This is a genomic window from Acinetobacter sp. BZX-2, assembly GCF_055179795.1.
In genome coordinates this window covers 2,243,413-2,263,504 of sequence record NZ_CM143686.1, presented here as the reverse complement: position 1 = coordinate 2,263,504, position 20,092 = coordinate 2,243,413, and the positions used below count along the sequence as shown (strand labels likewise).

Annotated in this window: 16 protein-coding genes and 1 pseudogene; 6 read left to right on the top strand and 11 right to left on the bottom strand. The window is 36.0% G+C overall.

Translation table 11 applies throughout. The features are described 5' to 3' along the window. Positions 1–18: 18 nt before the first annotated feature. From ACY45D_RS10690 to ACY45D_RS10680, 3 genes are read right to left on the bottom strand one after another with little or no spacing between them, the layout of a single operon-like run. Positions 19–1,485, bottom strand: a complete 1,467-nt coding sequence (locus ACY45D_RS10690) for an LLM class flavin-dependent oxidoreductase (RefSeq protein WP_463106733.1) — start codon at positions 1,483–1,485, stop codon at positions 19–21. Further along, on the bottom strand, positions 1,485–2,729 hold the full coding sequence (locus ACY45D_RS10685) for an SfnB family sulfur acquisition oxidoreductase (protein ID WP_463106732.1): 1,245 nt from the start codon (positions 2,727–2,729) through the stop codon (positions 1,485–1,487). Before ACY45D_RS10685 ends, ACY45D_RS10690 begins: the two co-directional genes overlap by 1 nt. A gap of 43 nt (positions 2,730–2,772) precedes the next feature. Beyond that, positions 2,773–3,978 carry an SfnB family sulfur acquisition oxidoreductase gene (locus tag ACY45D_RS10680; RefSeq protein WP_463106731.1) on the bottom strand — a complete coding sequence of 402 codons (1,206 nt, stop codon included), beginning with the start codon at positions 3,976–3,978 and terminating at the stop codon, positions 2,773–2,775. Between the two features lie 378 nt (positions 3,979–4,356). Between ACY45D_RS10680 and ACY45D_RS10675 the strand changes: the two genes are divergently transcribed. The 4 genes from ACY45D_RS10675 to ACY45D_RS10660 all read left to right on the top strand — a co-directional run bounded on the left by ACY45D_RS10675 (position 4,357) and on the right by ACY45D_RS10660 (position 9,325). Beyond that, the gene (locus ACY45D_RS10675; RefSeq protein ID WP_463106730.1) at positions 4,357–5,121 is read left to right on the top strand and encodes a glutathione S-transferase family protein; all 765 of its coding nucleotides are present in this window, start codon (positions 4,357–4,359) and stop codon (positions 5,119–5,121) included. Positions 5,122–5,603: 482 nt separating this feature from the next. Next, a complete protein-coding gene (locus ACY45D_RS10670; RefSeq protein ID WP_463106729.1) occupies positions 5,604–5,978 on the top strand; it encodes a hypothetical protein in 375 nt (124 codons plus the stop codon). Between the two features lie 131 nt (positions 5,979–6,109). After that, positions 6,110–6,379: a hypothetical protein gene (locus tag ACY45D_RS10665; protein WP_296278135.1), complete on the top strand. Its 270-nt coding sequence runs from the start codon at positions 6,110–6,112 to the stop codon at positions 6,377–6,379. Positions 6,380–6,685: 306 nt separating this feature from the next. After that, on the top strand, positions 6,686–9,325 hold the full coding sequence (locus ACY45D_RS10660; RefSeq protein WP_463106728.1) for a bifunctional aconitate hydratase 2/2-methylisocitrate dehydratase: 2,640 nt from the start codon (positions 6,686–6,688) through the stop codon (positions 9,323–9,325). A 60-nt stretch (positions 9,326–9,385) separates the two neighbouring features. On the opposite strand, the gene ACY45D_RS10655 is transcribed toward ACY45D_RS10660, so the two are convergent. Next, entirely contained in the window at positions 9,386–11,335 is a 1,950-nt protein-coding gene (locus ACY45D_RS10655) for a hypothetical protein (protein WP_463106727.1), read from the bottom strand. Between the two features lie 119 nt (positions 11,336–11,454). On the opposite strand from ACY45D_RS10655, the gene ACY45D_RS10650 reads away from it, so the two are divergent. After that, entirely contained in the window at positions 11,455–11,670 is a 216-nt protein-coding gene (locus ACY45D_RS10650) for a hypothetical protein (RefSeq protein WP_463106726.1), read from the top strand. Positions 11,671–11,756: 86 nt separating this feature from the next. Here the strand turns inward: ACY45D_RS10650 and ACY45D_RS10645 are convergent, their stop codons facing one another. The 6 genes and pseudogenes from ACY45D_RS10645 to mqo form a co-directional block, all read right to left on the bottom strand. Further along, positions 11,757–12,482, bottom strand: coding sequence for a hypothetical protein (locus ACY45D_RS10645; RefSeq protein ID WP_463106725.1), 726 nt, complete (start codon positions 12,480–12,482; stop codon positions 11,757–11,759). A 23-nt stretch (positions 12,483–12,505) separates the two neighbouring features. After that, positions 12,506–12,850, bottom strand: a complete 345-nt coding sequence (locus ACY45D_RS10640) for a DUF7079 family protein (RefSeq protein WP_463106724.1) — start codon at positions 12,848–12,850, stop codon at positions 12,506–12,508. A 62-nt stretch (positions 12,851–12,912) separates the two neighbouring features. Then, positions 12,913–13,365, bottom strand: a complete 453-nt coding sequence (locus ACY45D_RS10635; RefSeq protein WP_463106723.1) for a hypothetical protein — start codon at positions 13,363–13,365, stop codon at positions 12,913–12,915. A 770-nt stretch (positions 13,366–14,135) separates the two neighbouring features. Continuing rightward, positions 14,136–14,423, bottom strand: a pseudogene (locus tag ACY45D_RS10630) (PAAR domain-containing protein); the annotation flags it as partial. Further along, positions 14,416–14,862, bottom strand: a complete 447-nt coding sequence (locus ACY45D_RS10625) for a PAAR domain-containing protein (protein WP_463106722.1) — start codon at positions 14,860–14,862, stop codon at positions 14,416–14,418. The pseudogene ACY45D_RS10630 and the gene ACY45D_RS10625, both read right to left, overlap by 8 nt. A 340-nt stretch (positions 14,863–15,202) precedes the next feature. Continuing rightward, positions 15,203–16,846: a malate dehydrogenase (quinone) gene (gene mqo / locus ACY45D_RS10620; RefSeq protein ID WP_463106721.1), complete on the bottom strand. Its 1,644-nt coding sequence runs from the start codon at positions 16,844–16,846 to the stop codon at positions 15,203–15,205. 491 nt (positions 16,847–17,337) lie between these two features. Between mqo and ACY45D_RS10615 the strand changes: the two genes are divergently transcribed. Beyond that, entirely contained in the window at positions 17,338–19,506 is a 2,169-nt protein-coding gene (locus ACY45D_RS10615; protein ID WP_463106720.1) for a TonB-dependent siderophore receptor, read from the top strand. 52 nt (positions 19,507–19,558) lie between these two features. Here ACY45D_RS10615 and ACY45D_RS10610 read toward each other — a convergent pair whose 3' ends face one another. After that, positions 19,559–20,044: an Lrp/AsnC family transcriptional regulator gene (locus ACY45D_RS10610; RefSeq protein WP_120384285.1), complete on the bottom strand. Its 486-nt coding sequence runs from the start codon at positions 20,042–20,044 to the stop codon at positions 19,559–19,561. Between the last annotated feature and the right edge of the window lie 48 nt (positions 20,045–20,092).

Below are 20,092 nucleotides of genomic sequence, written 5' to 3'. Positions count from 1 at the left end.
AAATTATTTTTAGACCAATTAAGCACTTTGCTTATCTGCTATTTCTCTTACGATGTGTTGCTTATCTTTATCGTTTTGACATCGGAAATGAGCAGCAGGGTGCTGCGTCGTTAAATGATCCCCATTTTTAAAGATTTTATTTCTCAAAGAACCTTGGTGGTATTCTGTTTTAAATCGACCGCGTTGCTGTAATTCAGGAATAACAAAATCAATAAAATCATGATGTGACTCAGGTGCAACGGTACGTGTTAGGTTAAAACCATCAATACCCGTTTCATCTATCAACTGAATCAGCTGTTTAGCGACGGTTTCACCACTACCGATAATCAGTGGGTAGCGACCACCTAAAATATGTTGTGCTTTTAGGTCATTAGGTGTGATTTTATTTTCCTTAAACTTGTGATTGACAGAGGCAATACTATTGGTCTGTTGGTAAGGAATGGCTTCATCATCGGCATATTTAGATAGGTCAATACCCACAGAGCTTGAGTAATGTGCCAAACCTGCTTCAGGACTTGCATAGCGGATATATTCAGCCAACTTTTGTTGAGCCAAGAGATCTGTTTCAGCAGTCACAACGGTAATTCCAACAAAGATTTTTATATCTTCAGGATTACGACCTTGTTGAGTTGCAAGTTCACGGATTTTATCGGCTTGCTGTTTAATTTTTTCAGGGTGATCTCCACCAATGAAAACACATTCTGCATGGCGTGTTGAAAAAGCTAATCCACGTGGTGAAGCGCCTGCTTGAAAGAGTACAGGTGTTCGTTGTGGAGAAGGTGAAACTTGAAATACGCCTTCGCTTTGGTAAAACCGCCCATGATGCTGAATTGAATGCACTTTGCGTGGATCTGTGAAAATACGTTTTTGTTTATCTTTTAAGACAGCATCATTTTCCCAAGAGCCTTCCCAAAACTTGTAGCAAAGCTCTAAAAACTCTTCAGCCTGTTCATAGCGTAAATCATGGTCTTTTAAACCTTTTTGACCGATTAAGCGTTCAGCACTGTCTAAGTAACCTGTGACAATATTCCAGCCAATACGTCCTTGAGTCAGATGATCTAAACTGCCAAAACGACGTGCAAACTGATAAGGCGTTTCATAACTTAAATTCACCGTTATCCCAAAACCTAAATTTTCTGTGACAGAAGCCATAGCAGAAACCAAAGTAGCAGGGTCGTGGCTTGGGAGTTGAATTGATTCTCTAAGGGTTAAATCGATACCATTTTGATAGACATCATAAGTCCCTGTGATATCTGCAATAAACAAACCATCAAACAGACCACGTTCTAAGGTTTTGGCCAAATCTGTCCAATAACTCAACTCATTAAAACGATGTGACTCATCTCGTGGATGTGCCCATAAACCATGATTGATATGGCCCACACTGTTCATATCAAAAGCATTTAGCAGGATCTTTTTCTTGGAATTGTTTATTTCTGTGTTCGTTTCTGTATGAATTTCAGTATTTTGAATATTATTACTCATTACAATGTTCCTCGACGTGGTGGAAGAATATTGTTCAAGACATAATTTCCAATAAAATAATATTTCCAGCGAGAAGCATCATGCAGTGTATGTACACGTGCATTACGCCAATGACGGTCTAGGCCATCTGCACGTTGGCTACCACGACTACCTGCCAACTCAATCAGTTTTGATGAGGCTTTCAAGGCTGTTTCGGTGCTATGCGCACGGACTTTGGCAACATCTATAGAGGCTTTGGCAATATTTTCAGCAGTAGGATCTGGTTTTGCTGCATCAATAGACTGTGCTGCTTGTTTTAAGAGCACTTCGCTAGCACGCACATCCGCAGCCACTTTTCCAATTTCATAAATGGTTAAAGGATCTTGGTCGGCACGTTCCACATTGGCATCAATCCATGCACGCGCTTGTTTGACATGTTGAAGCGTTTCTTCAAATGCAGCTCTTGCAATCCCTGTTTCAATTGCTGCATGCATAATTTGCGCAAAAGGCCCAACCAGTGTTGGGTTTGAAAATGCTGTATCAAAGACAATCACATCTTCTGCAGCTACAAAAACTTGATTAAATTTTACCGTGCCACTGCCTGTGGTTTTTTGCCCAAAACCAGACCAATCATCTATGCGTTGTAAGCCTTGCGCATCGGATGGGATAAATGCTAAATATTCACGATCATCGGCATCTCGTACAAGGGTGGGAATACGATGTGCGAAAAGACTACCTGTGCAATAAAACTTTTCTCCATTCACTTCAAAACCTTGCGTATTGTTGCGTTTAGATTGAGTGATTTGCGTATGCTTTTGAGCTGCAGTCTTAGTTTTAAACTCTGATAATGCATTACCAAAGCGCGCACCTTTTAATACTTCGCTGTAGAGTTTTTGTTTTTGCGTATCTGTACCTGTATTACGCAATACTTCTAATGCATAAAAATGATTTTGTGGAATTTGCCCAATTGAGCCATCTGCACCACTAAAAAGGGCAATAATTTTTGCAACAGTATGACTGGATACATCGGCACCGCCGTATTGTTTTGGAACGGTGATTGCCCATAAACCAGATTGGCTAAATGCTTCAATTTCTTCAAAAGGAAGTTCACGTGCGGTATCACGCGAGACTGCATTTAGTTTAAATTGCTGACTGAGCTGTTCTGCAATTTCCAATGCTTCTGCATCGGACTGGATAATATGTGCTTGAGCAAAAGCTGTATTTTCAGCATCTAGAACTTTATGAATATCTTGATAAGTTGTCATGTTATTTTCCTTGAATGTTTGTTTTGTCTGTTTAATCTGACGATTAAATCCACGCATGTCTTTGATCTTGCGTGCCATTCAAATAAAAATGACCAATTGCGTAGTGTTTCCAGCGCACAGGATCATGCAGGGTATGCACACGTGCATTACGCCAATGTTGATCTAAATTGTGAATTTCTAAACTGGAGCGACTACCCCCTAATTCCAGAAGTTTTTCTGAAATTTGTAGTGCTGCATCATTGGCATAGACTTTGGCTTCGGCCACGATAATCGAGGCTTTACTGGCTTGTTCTGGACTGACAATGTCTTGTGAATCAAGTTGATCAAGATATTTAGCAGCTTCATCTAGTAGTAGGATTGCGGCATTGAGCAAAATATCGAGTTTGCCTACCTCTTGTAGGGTATAAGCTTCAAAACTGGCTTTTTCGACATTGGCATCCACGATTGGACGTGCTTTATGAATTGCGGATAAGGTGTCTGCAAATGCTGCCTCAGCAATGCCGACATCGATTGCAACTTGGATCAGTTGAGAATATGCACCACGATATTTACGAGGGTCAGCCAATGGTTTTTCATCTAAAATTAACTCAGGATTGACCACTACATTTTTAAGTTTGACTGTTCCACTTGCTGTAGTCCGTTGTCCAAAACCGTCCCAATCATTGGCGATTTCAACCCCTTCAGCTTTTGCATCGATAATACTTAGAACCGTTTTACCCATCGCGTCGATGGCACGTATAGCAAGCCAATCCGCAAAAGATGCACCTGTAGAATAAAACTTTTCACCATTTAACAGATATTGGCCATTGATTTGATCTAAACGTGTGGCAATGGTTTTACTGTCTTTTGTATTGCGCTCTGGCCCGCCATTGGCAAGACGTTTACCTTTTAAAATTTCGTTATAAATAAATTGTTTTTGCTTTTCATTGGCAATACTTTCAATCGCATTGAGTAGACCAAACTGATTCTGAGGAATTTGCCCAACACTGGCATCTGCTTTCGATAAAATACGAAAAACATGCGCCAAGGTCACATTGGAAATAGCAGCGCCACCGTATTTTTGGGCAATACGAATTCCGCCTAATCCTTTTAGGCTAAACTGTTCAATCACATCGTTAGGTAAAATACGAAGTTGATCACGTTGATTGCGTTCAATCAAAGCAAAATCTGCAACTTGGTAAGCTGCATTTAAAGCCTGCTGATCGTTTTCGATCACAAAAGCTTGCTGAGATGAGTTTAAACTAGACATATTGGCACCATTCAGTTGATACCAAAACGCTAAGCAATATTGCGGTAAAAATTAAACGAAGTATTGTGCTTTACTTATCTAAAAATGATCAAAAAATAAAAAGTGCAAATCATTTCAAAAATTATGATAATTTAAGATGATGATTTTTAATAATTTATTTAAAATTAATAGCATGTAAGAAGCAGGGTAATACTGTTGATTATCACATTGCTGCATATCGTTTAAATAAACTGATATATAAAATGCATAAAATCTTTGAACAAGTGACACGGTAAATGGATAAAAAGGACATTGTAATTTAAGCAATGAATGTCTAAAGTACACGGAATTACTAGGAATTTTCTAACGTTCTGATTAAAAAAATAATTTGGAGACTACATGCGCACGTTGTACCAATTTCCGCTATCACACTTCTGTGAAAAAGCACGTTGGTTGTTGGATCATAAAGAGTTGGATTATGTTGCGCAGAATTTAATTCCTGGTGTACATCGTGCATTTGCTCAATTAAAAACAGGGCAAAATAAACTCCCTATTCTTAAAGATGGCGAACAATACATTGCAGATTCAACACAAATTGCGTTGTATCTTGATGATATTTATCCCGAACATCGTTTACTTCGTTCAGATACGGTATTACGTGAACAAGCTTTAAAAATCAACCATATTGCCAATGAATTAGGATTACATGTACGCCGTTGGGGACTTGCCCATGCTTTGGCTGAAAGTGATGAATCTTTAGATATTATGATTGGTGAAAAAGGCTATTTACGCCAATTTGAGAAATTTTCAAAGCCGATTTTAAAAACCTTAGTGTCGAAAAGTTATCAACTCAATAAAGAAAAAGTTGAAGAATCAAAACTGATTATGGATCAAATTATTGTCGATCTAAATCAAAAACTGATTGAAAATGAATGCCGATATTTAGTCGGTGATCGTTTAGGACTTGCAGATATTGCCGTGTGTTCAATGTTGTCACCATTATTAGAATTACCTACAACACCATGGGAAAGAGAGTACTCTGAAACCACTTCGAGTGAAGTCTCCGCATATACGCAATACTTATTAGATCTGCCATTGGGGCAGTACGTCAAAAGAGTATATACAACAGAACGCAATGCACGTGTTGACTGGCGTGGTGTTTAAAGCTGGCGTGGTGTTTTAGAGATTGTTCGAGCCTTTGCTGAATTGTGAGTATTGTGATTTAGAATTTTAATAAGTAACGTCAGTTCGGGATAAATTCTGATGTACGTTATTGAAAAGATAGATCAGGCACAGCGGAGTCTTACCGTTGAAAGTCAGATGTAAGGATTAACCTTCGGTTCGACCTACTTTTCTTACGGGAAAAGTAGGCAAAACCATTTGTCAGTCGCCAACTCGACAAATATTTTCAAGTATCTAATATATTGCAAAAACAGTATATTGCAGATGTAGTCCTGCCTCGAACAATGCGACTGACGTTTCCGTGTATCATATAGTTGGGAACATATTATGTTGATATTGTATTAAGTAGTTGTTTTTTAATGTAAAAATTAAATTCACCATCAGTTAAAGCTGTGATGATGAGTAAGAAAATCTTCAAATTCGCTAGAAATTAAGTATGATAGGGCTGATTTGGAGATTTTTTAATGCAGAAGTTCGTAATTTTAGGTGCAATTAGCACAGTGTTACTCATGGCAGGTTGTGCTGAGAAAAAACCTGCAACTCCTGAAGAAATTTGGAAGGGTTATTGCACCAGTATTGGTAATGCTGCGCGTTCAATTACACTTGATCGTCAGAATGGTATTACCCATAAAGAAGCTGTTGATTATGCCAATAAAGTTACAGACCCTATGACCAAGCAGTTTGTGACGAAATATCTAGAAAAAATCTATGCAATGCCTGATGCTGAGCTCAAAGCAGATAAAGATGCGGTACAAAGCAAATTTAAACAACAAGCTTTCGAACAGTGTCTAAATACACCCCATGACCCGAAAAAAATGCCCGATTACAAACCGTTCTAATGAACGGTTTTTTATATTATAGATCATGAAAAATCACATATCTTTAGTCACAAAAAATGATTAGCATAAAAAGTGAAAAGCATATATAAAATATAGAAATAGAAAATAAAAAGTAGCAAAGGAGCGGTAAAATGGAAGTAGTAGCATATTTACATAATGCGGACTTGCTCTTAGAAGATGAACAGGGTGTTGTGGTCATCAGTGGAAGCCACTATGTCTTAAGCTTAGGTGATCAGGTCTTTTTTCAACAAGCAATCGATGAGCAAGCAAAGCTGTACCAAGTTAAAATTTCCTTTGCTTGTGCAGAACATGCCATGATGCATGAAGATGAAGTGCAAATGAAGTTTGAAGGATGCCGTAATGATTTTCAGAACTATATGAATACCACAACAGTCCACTAAGGTTGAATATTCTCATAGATAAAAGCATGGCAACATTTAGGTTGCCATTTTTATGCCTACAAAATGTCGTTAAAAGTAAAGCTGATTTGGTGTTAGATTATAAAATATGATGACATTAAATCTGGAATAAGTGTTGAACATGAGTGACAGATATTTATTTACAAAATAATGGTCATCACGAATAAACACGAAGTATGCATTAACTTTTGACTTGATTTTTAGTAAAATTTGACAGTCCATATTGCCCGTGAAGCTTTTGACAAGCTGGAATTCACAGGTAATTTTTTTAAAAAGAGGAATAACACCGTGCTAGAAGCTTACCGCCAACACGTTGCAGAACGTGCCGCACTCGGAGTCCCACCGAAGCCACTTGATGATGCTCAGACTGCTGAACTGGTTGAATTATTAAAAAATCCACCAGCAGGCGAAGAGGCGTTTTTAGTTGATTTGCTTGAAAATCGTGTTCCTGCTGGTGTTGACCAAGCTGCTTACGTTAAAGCTGCTTTCTTAACAGCTGTCGCTAAAGGCGAAGCAACTTCTCCATTGGTTTCTAAAGAACGTGCGGTTTACTTACTAGGTACTATGCTTGGTGGTTATAACGTAGCACCTTTAGTTGAATTACTTGATGATGCTGCGCTTGCTGGTCTAGCTGCAGAAGCATTGAAGAAAACACTTCTTGTATTTGATGCGTTCCATGACGTTGCTGAAAAAGCAAAAGCAGGTAATGCCAATGCACAAGCAGTGATGCAATCTTGGGCTGATGCTGAATGGTTCACTAGCCGCAAAGATGTTCCTGAAGAAATTAAACTTACAGTTTTCAAAGTGACTGGCGAAACCAACACTGACGACTTGTCACCTGCACAAGACGCATGGAGCCGTCCAGATATTCCATTACATGCAAATGCAATGTTGAAAAACGTACGTGATGGTATCAACCCAGAAGTTCCTGGTGAAGTTGGTCCATTGAACCAAATCAAAGAATTGATCGCGAAAGGCAACCAAGTTGCTTACGTAGGTGACGTTGTTGGTACAGGTTCATCTCGTAAATCTGCAACGAACTCTGTGCTTTGGTTCTTTGGTGATGACATTGCGCACATCCCGAACAAAAAAGACGGTGGTTACTGCTTAGGTTCTAAAATCGCGCCGATTTTCTTCAATACAATGGAAGATGCAGGTGCGTTACCTGTAGAAATCGACGTTGCGAACATGAACATGGGCGACGAAATCGTTCTTAAGATTGATCACGCTGCTGCTAAAGTGACTGCGTTCAAAGCAGGCGAGCAAATCGCTGAATCTGAATTGAAAACTCCAGTTCTTCTTGATGAAGTTCGTGCTGGTGGTCGTATCAACTTGATCGTTGGTCGTGGTTTGACCACTAAAGCGCGTGAAGCTTTAGGTCTTGCACCATCTAATTTATTCCGTGTTCCAGTTCAACCTGAAAACACAGGTAAAGGCTTTACTCAAGCTCAAAAAATGGTAGGTCGCGCTTGTGGTCTTCCTGAAGGTCAAGGTGTTCGTCCAGGCACTTACTGTGAACCTAAGATGACGACTGTTGGTTCGCAAGATACCACTGGTCCAATGACACGTGACGAATTGAAAGACTTGGCTTGCTTAGGTTTCTCTGCTGACCTTGTTATGCAATCTTTCTGTCACACTGCTGCGTATCCAAAACCAGTTGACGTTCAAATGCAACACACGCTTCCTGATTTCATCATGAACCGTGGTGGTGTTTCTTTACGTCCAGGTGACGGTATTATCCATTCTTGGTTAAACCGTATGCTTCTTCCAGATACAGTTGGTACTGGTGGTGACTCACATACACGTTTCCCAATCGGTATTTCTTTCCCTGCGGGTTCAGGTCTTGTAGCATTTGCTGCTGCGACTGGTGTTATGCCGTTAGATATGCCTGAATCTGTTCTTGTGAAGTTCAAAGGTAAAATGCAACCTGGTATCACTTTACGTGACCTTGTACATGCAATTCCTTACTATGCAATCAAAGCAGGTGACTTAACTGTAGAGAAGAAAGGTAAGAAAAACATCTTCTCTGGTCGTATTTTAGAAATCGACTTAACAGAAATGGAAACTGACTTAACTGTAGAGCAAGCATTCGAACTTTCTGATGCTTCTGCTGAGCGTTCTGCTGCTGGTTGTTCAATCACACTTTCTGAAGCGAAAGTTGCTGAATACTTGAACTCTAACATCACTATGTTGAAGTGGATGATCTCTCAAGGTTATGGCGATGCTCGTACTATGGCGCGCCGTGTTGAGAACATGGAAAAATGGTTAGCGAATCCATCACTTCTTAAAGCTGATGCTGATGCTGAATACACGAAAGTGTATGAAATCGATCTTGCAGACATCAAAGAACCTGTTCTTTGCTGCCCGAACGATCCAGATGACGCTAAACTTCTTTCTGACGTTCAAGGCGTTAAGATTGATGAAGTATTCGTTGGTTCATGTATGACGAATATTGGTCACTTCCGTGCTGCTGGTAAGTTACTAGATAAAGTACCAGGTGGTTCATTGTCTACTCGTTTATGGTTGGCTCCACCAACACGTATGGACGAGCACCAATTGATGGAAGAAGGTTTCTATAACATTTATGGTAAAGCTGGTGCGCGTACTGAAATGCCAGGTTGTTCATTATGTATGGGTAACCAAGCACGTGTAGCACCGAACACTACTTGTGTATCGACGTCTACTCGTAACTTCCCGAACCGTTTAGGTCAAGGTGCAAATGTTTACTTAGCTTCTGCTGAACTTGCTTCTGTAGCAGCGGTATTGGGTAAATTACCTTCTCCTGAAGAATATCAGCAATATGCTGCTCAAATCGACAGCATGTCTGCTGACATTTACCAATACTTGAACTTCGACAAGATGGGCGAGTATACAGATGCTGCTAAAGACATTGATACTAAGAAAATTGCTGCTGCTCAATTAAGCTAATTTATTGAAAAATAAATTAATTGAGGTAAAAATAAGGGCTGAGTAATCAGCCCTTATTTTTTAGTTATATAGACAAAATGCGCCTAAGTTTCTAAAATCATTTAATTTTACGAATGATTTATCTTTATCAGATATCTTTTTTACAATACTTTCAAAAGCAGGATGTAAAATTTTTAAAGTTTCAGAAATAACTGAGTTATCTAATTTTAAAGTATTTAAAGTACTATGATAAACTTCTCGTAAATCATCATTGTTGTGTAAATTAAATATTAAAAGAATTCCTAGAATTACTGCATATTGGGAAGAAATTGGCCATAAGTTTGAAAAAACTACGAATTGATTTTTTAACAAATTTGATGCAATGCCTTTATGGAAAAAGTTTAAATTAATTCCTTGATGTGCCCCTGAACATGCATTCAGAATAATAGTGCGCTGGTATTCACTGAAATTATCAAGATTATCAAAAACCGAGACAGGTATTATATTTCCTCGGTTGAATTCTAAGCTATCTATTTGTCTTGATGAGTGTTCATAGTTTCCATGTGCAGATATATATATGTGTGTAAAGGTAATGTCATTAAGAATTTCTTTTATTTCAGATTCTGAAGGATTTTCAATGATGAGTATATCTTCATTAAAATAAGCTTTAATGAAGTTTTTTTCATAATCTGGCATTAAATCGTTCTCACTTAACAAAAATGCAAATTTCTTGCTGTGATGGAATTCCTTCATTTCTTTTAAAGAATAATTTATGATGGGTGCTAACTTGCCGAGATGGTTGAGAGAAGCTTGAAGTGGATGACTATGAGAAGGCACTATTGTTAAGTAGTTGAGCTGATCGTAAATATCTGAATTAAGAGAGTAACAATCAATAGTTGAATCTAGAAACTCAGAGAAATCAAATTCGTTATTAGGAAAACCATATGGTTTTCCTACATTTTCATAAAGTACATTTAAAGGGCCGTCTTTTAAAACTGTAGATAAGGTTAAAGCTCGATTTTCTATACCGATGAGTTTTTGGTACTTAGGGTATTGATTTAGGGAAAAATAATTAAGTTGTTCGTTGTTTGTCAATAAAGAAAATTTTTGATAATTTGGAATTAAGATTCCATGCTGACTCCTAAAAGAGGCTTGATTTTCATTTTGATTAATTAAATTTAATAATGTTACACATTTAGAATAATCTCCTTTTTCAAAAACTGTTGCGAAAATATTTTTAATAAATTCTGTATTTCCTGATTTAATAGTATTAATTATATCCTCTTCAGTTAGAATTTTGATTATCGCCTGATAAGAGTGCTCGTAATATTGCTCATGGAAGAATAATTTGAGTAAAATTTGAATTTTTCCTTCATTGGTGAGATTTTCGGATCCTTCGTCATATATAGTTTTGATACTCTGAATGTTTTTTGTGCGTATGTCATTGTTTTCTTTAGTATTTGGTTTTCGGGATAAAATAAGATCTTGTGTAAGTAAAATTGGAAGTTCCCATTGTAATTTATTTTCATATTCCTCTTCCGAAGGAAAATATTCAATAAGAATTTGATGAGCTTTATCTAAAAGAGGATCTTTGTACTCAATTAAATAATGAATTATAGATTGTAAGGTGTGTAATTGAAAAAGGTAGGTAATAGTTTGAGAAGGCTTAATAAAATGTTGGATTAATGGAAAAATTAAAGATCCTAGTTTACACATAGGATCATGAGCTGTCCAATAATAGTAACAAGCTCGTAACCATATATGGAAAGATTCATAATTTTTTCTAATAAAATTATTAAAATCTTTATGTGTTAAAAATTCGTAAAGGTGCCCCTCTGATAAGACAGTCGGTTTATATTTGTTAAAACATTCTGTAGCTAGTTCCTGTCCACTGAAGAAACTATAAATTGGGTCTCTTAACAAAAATAAGTTAGATGTTCTATCATTATAAATATCCAAGGCATTTTTTATCTGATTTTTATAAAATGAAAAGGTGTTAAAATTAATTTCACTTTCAATGGCTTGATTCATTTTTGCTCACTAATTTTGAGATCATGGTGTTATGTGATGATTTTATTATAATGACTTATTTAATCTTAAGTTTAATAATTATAGTATATGCTTTTGATATGTATTATTAAGTTTATTAAATGCCCAAACAATCCCGATTCCTCTGTATAGGTGGCTTCCTTAACGGAACACAAGTCAAAGATCAAGGCGACAGCTTTGTTTGTGTTGAAAATAGAAAACAAGTGACTTATTTTAAAAAGGAAATTTTTAACCAAGACGCTTGGGATCATGATTACTATGTTTGTGAAACTACGACAGATCAGCAAGCTAGAAATTGGGTTTATGACATAGAATAGTGGTCATATTCTAAAAGACTAAAAAGATGAGCACTTAGCTGTACTAGCTCATCTTTTTTTACAAGTTTATAGCCAATTCGCTTTCGCTACAGCAGCTTTTGGGTAGTTGTGTTAACTGTTTTAGCGCATTTTTTCTGCCTTTCACTTTTTTCAAGGTCGAAAATTAATTCATCCACATAGAGATTAATATTTTTCAAAAAATAACTATTTAACTTCACTTGGCACTTTTCTATTGCACCTGCTGGTGATTCATTGAGTTTAACAACTGTATTTATTCGCTCAATAAATGGTTTTCCATTCTTTAAAGAAAGGGTAGTCGTGATACCTGTATTTCCTTGTGATGAAAAACTGGAAAATATTTTGAATCTTTTGGAATCAACTTTGTGAATGGTTGCATTGTCATAATAAGAAATTTCAGGATATTTCCTATTATTTACATATAAATGATATACAGATTCTCCATAACTATTTTCAGCTTCACTAATACAGATCTTGTTTTTATTTGACTTAATACAGTTAGACAAATTTTTGGCATGAGCATTTGATAGCGAAAAAAATATGATTGGTACTCCTAAAAGCCAATTAAAGGACTTTTTTCCTATTAAAAGAATAATTAAAATAGTAATCATAAAAAGTATAAAAACTGAAAAAATAGATAACAAAACTAACGAATTAAAAGCCTTGCTTACACTAATGTTAGAAAGCATTAAATCTGTATATACCTTATACAAACTATGTTGATGGCCTATGCAATAAAAAGTTAAAATTACAATGATGGCATAACTCAAACTAACTTGTATCTTATTTTTCATTTTTTGAGCCTGTAGAGAAAATTCTATTTCAAATAGCTTCTTAGTGCGTTCCAATCATTCCTATATTTGTATTTATATAATGTCGCTGAGAGTTTTCTTTTTAATGTAATTTGATTTTTACTCATGATGCCATGTTTTTTTATATCAGCTATTAATTCTTTTCTATCAAAACTAAACCAAATAATAGGGATAGTTTGTTCTATATTATTGGCACATGCAGGAGCAACATTGTAAAATAAATTAAATTCAATTATATCAATACTAAATAGTGATATTTCACTTGCTATCTTTTCATAGTCAATGTCATTATCGACAAATAAAAATGATAAAGAAAACCATAAATCCTCAATATTTATATAAGTTTCCATCTTATAAATTCTGTTTCTTCTTCAAATGTATCACTGGCTATATCTCTTAAAATAATTATGATTCATAGTTTCACTTTTTGACTGATAAAAGCTAATACAATAACTATAGAAATCAATGTACTTAATAATGGAATGAACAAAATGATGTCAATTAATTGACCATATTTTTCAAATATCAGTTGATAGGTAAATCCATCATTTGGATTTATTTTCAATCGGTGATGATCTAAAATAATTTTTCCATAAATATAAAGATGAACTAGAAAGGTTCCTCCTAGAAACCAATTAAATGACTCTTTTCTTATTAAAAAAATAATTAAAATAGTAATCAAAAAAAGTATAAAAACCGAAAAAATAGATAACAAAACTAATGAATCAAAAGCCTTGCTTACACTAATAGTAGAAAGCATTAAATCGGTATATACTTCATACAAACTATGTTCATGACCTATGCAATAAAGAGTTAAAATTACAATGATGGTATAACTCAAACTAACTTGTATCTTACTTTTCATTTTTTGTCTCTATAAGGGATACCTTCATTGTATTTTTTCGCTAACTTTGCTCCATATGCCAATCCCGCATTATTTGCATCCATATCATTGCCTGAATCTATACGAATTTCTTTACTCCCTTTTCCTTTTACAATATCTACAACTTCTCCAGTCCACTGAGCTATTTTAGTTGGTATATATCCTTTATGGAATTGAGAATGTACATTATAAGTAAAATGTTGAATTTTATCATATCCATACCCTTTATTTGTTTTAGGAACTAAAGCTTCATAAATATGATAAAGAGCATATGTTTCAGGTACTGAATTAGCAACATTTACGCCATAAATATTTTTAATTTCATCAATAACATTTTTTGCTGTTTTGATGTCTTTTATATTTTCCAAAGAATTACAAAATAACTTATCACAGAATTCTAAGTACACATTGTCTTGGAAATTGGGATAATATTTAAGTGACAACTCATTCATTACCGCAAAACCTTGTTCTAAATATTTATTATTTACAGTTATTTCTTTATTTATACGTTTTAAGGTTTCTTCTGAAACAACAGATAGCCCTTTATTTCGTCTGTAAATATAAAATTTATTTTCAGAAAGTGAGTGTGCGTCACCTAATTTTTTCGCATTAAGCTCATCCATTTTTTTAGCTGTTAAATATTTAGTAATTGTATAAATTTTATAGGTTTTATTTTTACTATTTGGGTCAACAGCACTATCAGTTAAATTTTCTTGCAGGTTCAGTGTTTGCAAATTAGATGATAATGCAGAACTCCGATTGTAATAAGTACCCTGACTATCACCGACAACATGACTTTGTTGCGGTAGAATCCTTGCTCCACAAGTCAATAAGTCATCTGCATAAGCAACAGCTTTACCATCAAAAATGATGTGATCATGGCTTTTAATGACTGTAGACCAACATTGACATTGAGGGCAATAATGCCCATCGCCAGCCCGAACAAAAAGATTCCCCATCTGAGAACTTCTTTGCTGCGTAGATGGAATTCTTCCGCCATGCGTTGTGGGCGCATTATGAATAGCAAAACCTTTAGCCATTGCTGTGAACCCCACGCAAAACTAGAAAACCATCAGGTGGTGTATCACCTTTAAAAACACTCATCGCTACAGCATGATTAGGACTATCTACAATCTCATCGCCATTTTCTACATGGCTTCCTACAAGTGCGACAGAAATACCTTCAAGCAGACAAGCTTTACCAGAACCTGAAACAATTTTAGATGTTGTTCCATCGGCATAGATCACATCGTCACCTACACGAGCGACAGCAAGTCCCCCAATAAAACATGCTGTTGTACTTGCTTTAACCAAGCCACCATTTTTAGTTTTAGCACCATTTACAGCGAGGTAATAAAGTGTTTTAGGTCTATGTTGCCAATAAAGTTGTTCAGCTTTTATCGTTTGATCAATATCCTCTTGAGACATTTGATGTAATTGTTCAATGGGTAATTCATGTAAGAAATTAGGCTTGGTCATTTTTATACTCTCTATATAATTTAGAATAACTTAACATATATGATTATAAAATACACACTTATGGTATAAGTGGATTTTAGTTTCAGGCAGTTTTAAAAGTAGTTTTATTGCTTTTTGCTGGTATTTTTCAATTATTTGGTGATAGTTATATAGGGGATATATAATGAATAGTGTAGATAAAATAAATAATATTCTTGATTATATTAATGGAAAAAGCATTTTTATTTGATGATTATGTAGGGAGTTTTATGCAAAGAACTATGAAAAATTGTCTAAATGAAATCTAAATCATAAAAAAGATGAGCACAATAACTCATCTTTTTATCTCACAAGATTCTGATTAATTCGCATTCGCTACAGCAGGAGCTGTTGCCGTTGCATCATTTGCAGCTTTACGAGTAGGCGTATAATTTAAACCCAAAGTCGCACTGGTATAAGTACGCACTTGATCAAGCAGAGCAGGGTTGGTTCCCAAATCTTGCCCATAAGATTGAACGATTTCATGTAACTTCGGATTCCACTTACCTTTCACTTGTTCAGGGAAAGCCTTCTCCATTAAACTCAACATAATATAAGGAGAAGTAGAAGCACCCGGAGAAGCACCAAGCAATGCAGTCACAGAACCATCTTTAGAAGCAAAAATTTCAGTACCAAACTGTAAAGTCGCTTCTTTACCCGGTGCTTTTTTGATGATTTGAACACGTTGACCACCTTGATTCAATTTCCAATCTTCAATTTTAGCCTCAGGATAATATTTTTTAAGCTCATTAAACTGATCTTGTTTTGACATCGCCACTTGGCTGACCAAATATTCCACCAAATCTAAATTTTCAGCACCAATCGTCGCCATTGGAATCACATTATTTTTATTGGTCGCATCAATCAAATCAAACTGAGAACCATGTTTAAGGAACTTGTTTGAATAAGTTGCAAATGGCCCAAACAACACATATTTTTTGCCATCGATATAACGCGTATCAATGTGCGGTACAGACATTGGAGGAGCACCTAATTCAGGTTTACCATACACTTTAGCAGTATGCTGCGCTGTGACAGCTGGATTATCGGTCATGAGGAAAATACCACCAATCGGGAAACCCGCATATTGTTTGGTTTCTTCTAAACCTGTCATTTGCAATAATCTGATCGCAGCACCGCCTGCACCAATAAATACATGACGGGTTTTGATATGACTTTCTGCATTGGTTTTAAGATTTTTAAATGAAACTGTCCACGTTTTATCTGCATTTGGACTGATACCAGTCACTTCAGTTGATGTCTCAAGTTTGAAATTAGGCTGCTTTTTCAAATGATCGACCAATTGCGTGGTAATAGAACCATAATTTACATCTGAACCGACATCCATACGAGTTGCAGCAACTTTTTGATTTGCATCACGACCTTGCATCACGAGTGGTGCCCATTGTTTAATTTCAGCAGGATTATCAGTATATTTTAACCCTTCAAATATTGGACTTTGAATCATCGCTTCATAACGCTTTTTCATATAATTGACGCTATCACCCCAAACAAATGCAATGTGCGGAACAGGATTAATGAAGCTAGTCGGTTGACCGAGCACACCGTTTTTAACCTGATAAGACCAAAATTGCTTACTCACTTCAAACTGAGAAGCGGTATCAATCGCTTTTTTGATATCAATTTTACCGTCTTTTTCAGGGGTATAGTTCATTTCCATAAAACCTGAATGTCCTGTACCTGCATTGTTCAAGCCTTTTGAACTTTCTTGACCGACTTGATCCAAACGCTCATACATGCGTACTTGCCATGAGGGTTCCAATTCACTCAAATAAGTGCCTAAAGTTGCACTCATGATACCGCCACCGACAAGCACGACATCTACCACAGGTTCATCGGCTTTGGTGCTTACTGAACTGGAGGCGATCGGGCGGAATAAAAACAGCAATCCGATGACAAATAGAATGGCAATGATGATGAGCAGATATTTAAAGAATTTCTTCATAGTTATTCCTTTTTTACTTCGATTTATTGTTAAATAATAGTGTACAAAATAAGCAGGTATAGTGAACTTATGTAAACGCTTTTTTTGTTTTAATAATAAATGCTTTGAAAGGTATGCTATTGAAAATTTGGACAATAAAAAGCCCCATGGTTAGGGGCTAGTCGTATATGCATCGAGGCATATACTGTAAGAGGCTCATCTCATACTGTGCGTATTAAAACATAAAAGTAAACCAATAAACAGCATGGAAATTGTAGAAACATCATGTTTATATTTAAATATAAATGATAATGGTTTGCATTATTATTAAAATTATACTATTTTGCGACAACACAAAACAGAAAACATATTATTTATCCTAATCTATTGGTTCTCGGGGGAGTGTGGCGTGTGTCCAAAATCTTTGGATCCATGTCTAAGTAATGTGCAATGTACAGGATTTAAGTATGTATTCCGTATTTTATCTTTAAATTTTTAGACTGGAATTGTTCATGTTTTATTCACATTACGCTAAAAAGACTTTGGCGCTCTCAATTAAAATCGCAATACTATCTTCATTCACATCAGTTTCATTCAATGTCTTTGCGATAGATGCGCAGGAAGATCGGAGTATTTCGACTGAACAAGAAAATAAAACACAGCAATTACAGACCATTACTTTGCAAGCGACTCAAGAAAGCAGCAGTAGCGAAAGCTCAAATAGTTATACACATCATAAAGCAAAAACAGCAACCAAACTTGATCTTGCGTTAAGAGAAACACCACAGAATGTCAAAGTCTATACCAAAGAATATTTGGATGATCGTAACATTACATCTTTTCAATCTTTAATGAATAACATTACAGGTGTTACTGCATCACGTACCGACGAACGTCAAAACAATTATGCACGTGGTTTTTCGGTTGATTATTATTTAATTGATGGATTGCCGAGTACCATGAGTTTGGGAGAAGGTGATTTAGATTTAAGTATTTTTGATCGTGTGGAAGTGGTTAAAGGTGCAAATGGATTAATGACAGGCGCGGGGAATCCTGCCATGGGCCTAAATATGATCCGTAAACATGCGGATTCAAAAGAACTGACTGGAACATTGCAAGCTTCTGGCGGTTCTTGGGACAATTATTCTAGTTCAGTCGATCTTTCATCAGGTTTAAATGAGGATGGTTCATTAAGAGGGCGAGTTTTTGTAAAACACTCAGATGAAGACTCTTTTATGGATCATTATGAAAAATCACGAAATGTCGCTTATGTCGCTTTAGATTACGATGTTACAGATCGTACCAGCCTTTCACTTGCAGCAACATATCAAGAATTAGAACGGAACGGTATCCGCTGGGGTGGAATGCCCGCATTTTATACAGATGGGACAAAGACCCATTTTGACCGTGATTTAAGTGTGACTTCAGATTGGACCTATTGGAATATTGATACACGGGCTGTATTTGCCTCGCTGAAACAAAACCTATTCAATGATGTGAATTTAAATGTTGCCTACTCATACCGTAGAGATGATAAAGATACAGCATTACTTTATTTTGGTGGAAAGGTAGATAAGACAACGGGTTTGGGCAATATAAAAGCTTCAACATATTCTAGTCGTGCGACGACAGAAGAAAATAATGTTGATGTCTATATAAACATGCCATTTTCAATCGCAAACCGTGAGCAAGAAATCGTTGTTGGTGGTTCTTGGAATCGGAATGAGTTGTTAAAGTCTTATTATGGGAATCCTATAATTGATAACTACACTTTAGATTTTGATCACTTAAATACTTCAGTTGTGGGTTCAATTAGCTCAACAAATCGTTTATTACCTTATCAAACCACGCAATCAGGCGCTTATGTAGCAGGTAAATTTAACCTATTAGATCGTTTGAAAATGGTTGCAGGTGCGCGTTTATCAAATTGGGAATATGAAATTGAAACTGGGACGGGAAGCCGTGAGTTTAAAGATGAACTCACACCTTATATCGGTTTTATTTATGATGTGTTGCCTCAACATTCTGTATATGCAAGTTATACCGATATTTTTAAACCACAAAATAATCGGACGCCAACAGGTGATTATCTAGATCCTATTTTAGGTAAAAATTATGAAACAGGAGTTAAAAGCGAATTTTTTGATGGTCGTTTAAATACGGCATTATCTGTATTTAGAATTGAGCAGAGTAATGTTGCAGAAAAGATTGATGGTCAGTTTGTTGAAAATTCAAAAACAGAGCAAGCTTATCGTGCTGTAGATGGTGTGGTCAGTAAAGGTTTTGAATTTGAGGTAGATGGCGAAATCAGCGAACAATGGGCTGTGAATTTTGGTATAGCAAATTTTGAGGCTAAAGATGCCAAAGGTACTAAGGTAAATACTGATAATGCACGAACGATGGCAAATCTATTTGTAAAATATATGCAAAATCAATGGAATGCAGGAGTTGGTTTAAATTATCGCAGTAAAGTTACCAGTGGGACGGGAGCAACGGAAATTGAACAGGGTGATGTTGTATTGGCCAGTGCGATGTTGGCCTATCAAGTGGATCCAAATATCAAAGTACAGCTCAATATCGATAACCTATTCGACAAAGAATATTATGAGGGTATTGGTGCTAACCGTATGAATTATGGCGCACCACGTAATGCAACATTATCATTGCAATATCAATTCTAAGCAGACAGCAATTTGAATAGATCGAGTAAATAAACAAAGAAGAACGCTTTATTTATTCGATCATCATCAAATCTGATTTATTTTCTAATTTTAATGGTCGTAAAGCAAAAATCGAGCGTGTATGGCGAATGCCTTTCATCGAGTATAAGTTTTTACGTAAAAAGCGCTCATAGTGTTCAGCATTTTTTACAGCAACTTTAACCAGATAATCGTAATCGCCAGTCACTAAATGCGCTTCCACAACTTCAGGCATTTGTCCGAGTGCTTCACTAAATTGCTCTAAAATTTCATCATCATGGCGTTCTAAAGTAATTTCAATAAAGAACAATTCATTGATACCAATTGCTTTAGCATTGATCGTTGCGGTATAGCCCTCAATAACATTGAGTGATTCAAGACGTTTAACCCGAGTCCAACAGGGTGAAGAAGACAAACCCACCATTTCTGAAAGCTGAGCTACAGTAAGCCGACCATCTTGTCTAAGCGCAGATAAAATTTTGCGATCTATCTTGTCTAAATTGTAATGGCTGTCATTCATACGCTATACCTCAGAATTTTTTTCCGTAAATGAGCTGAAACATGAAAT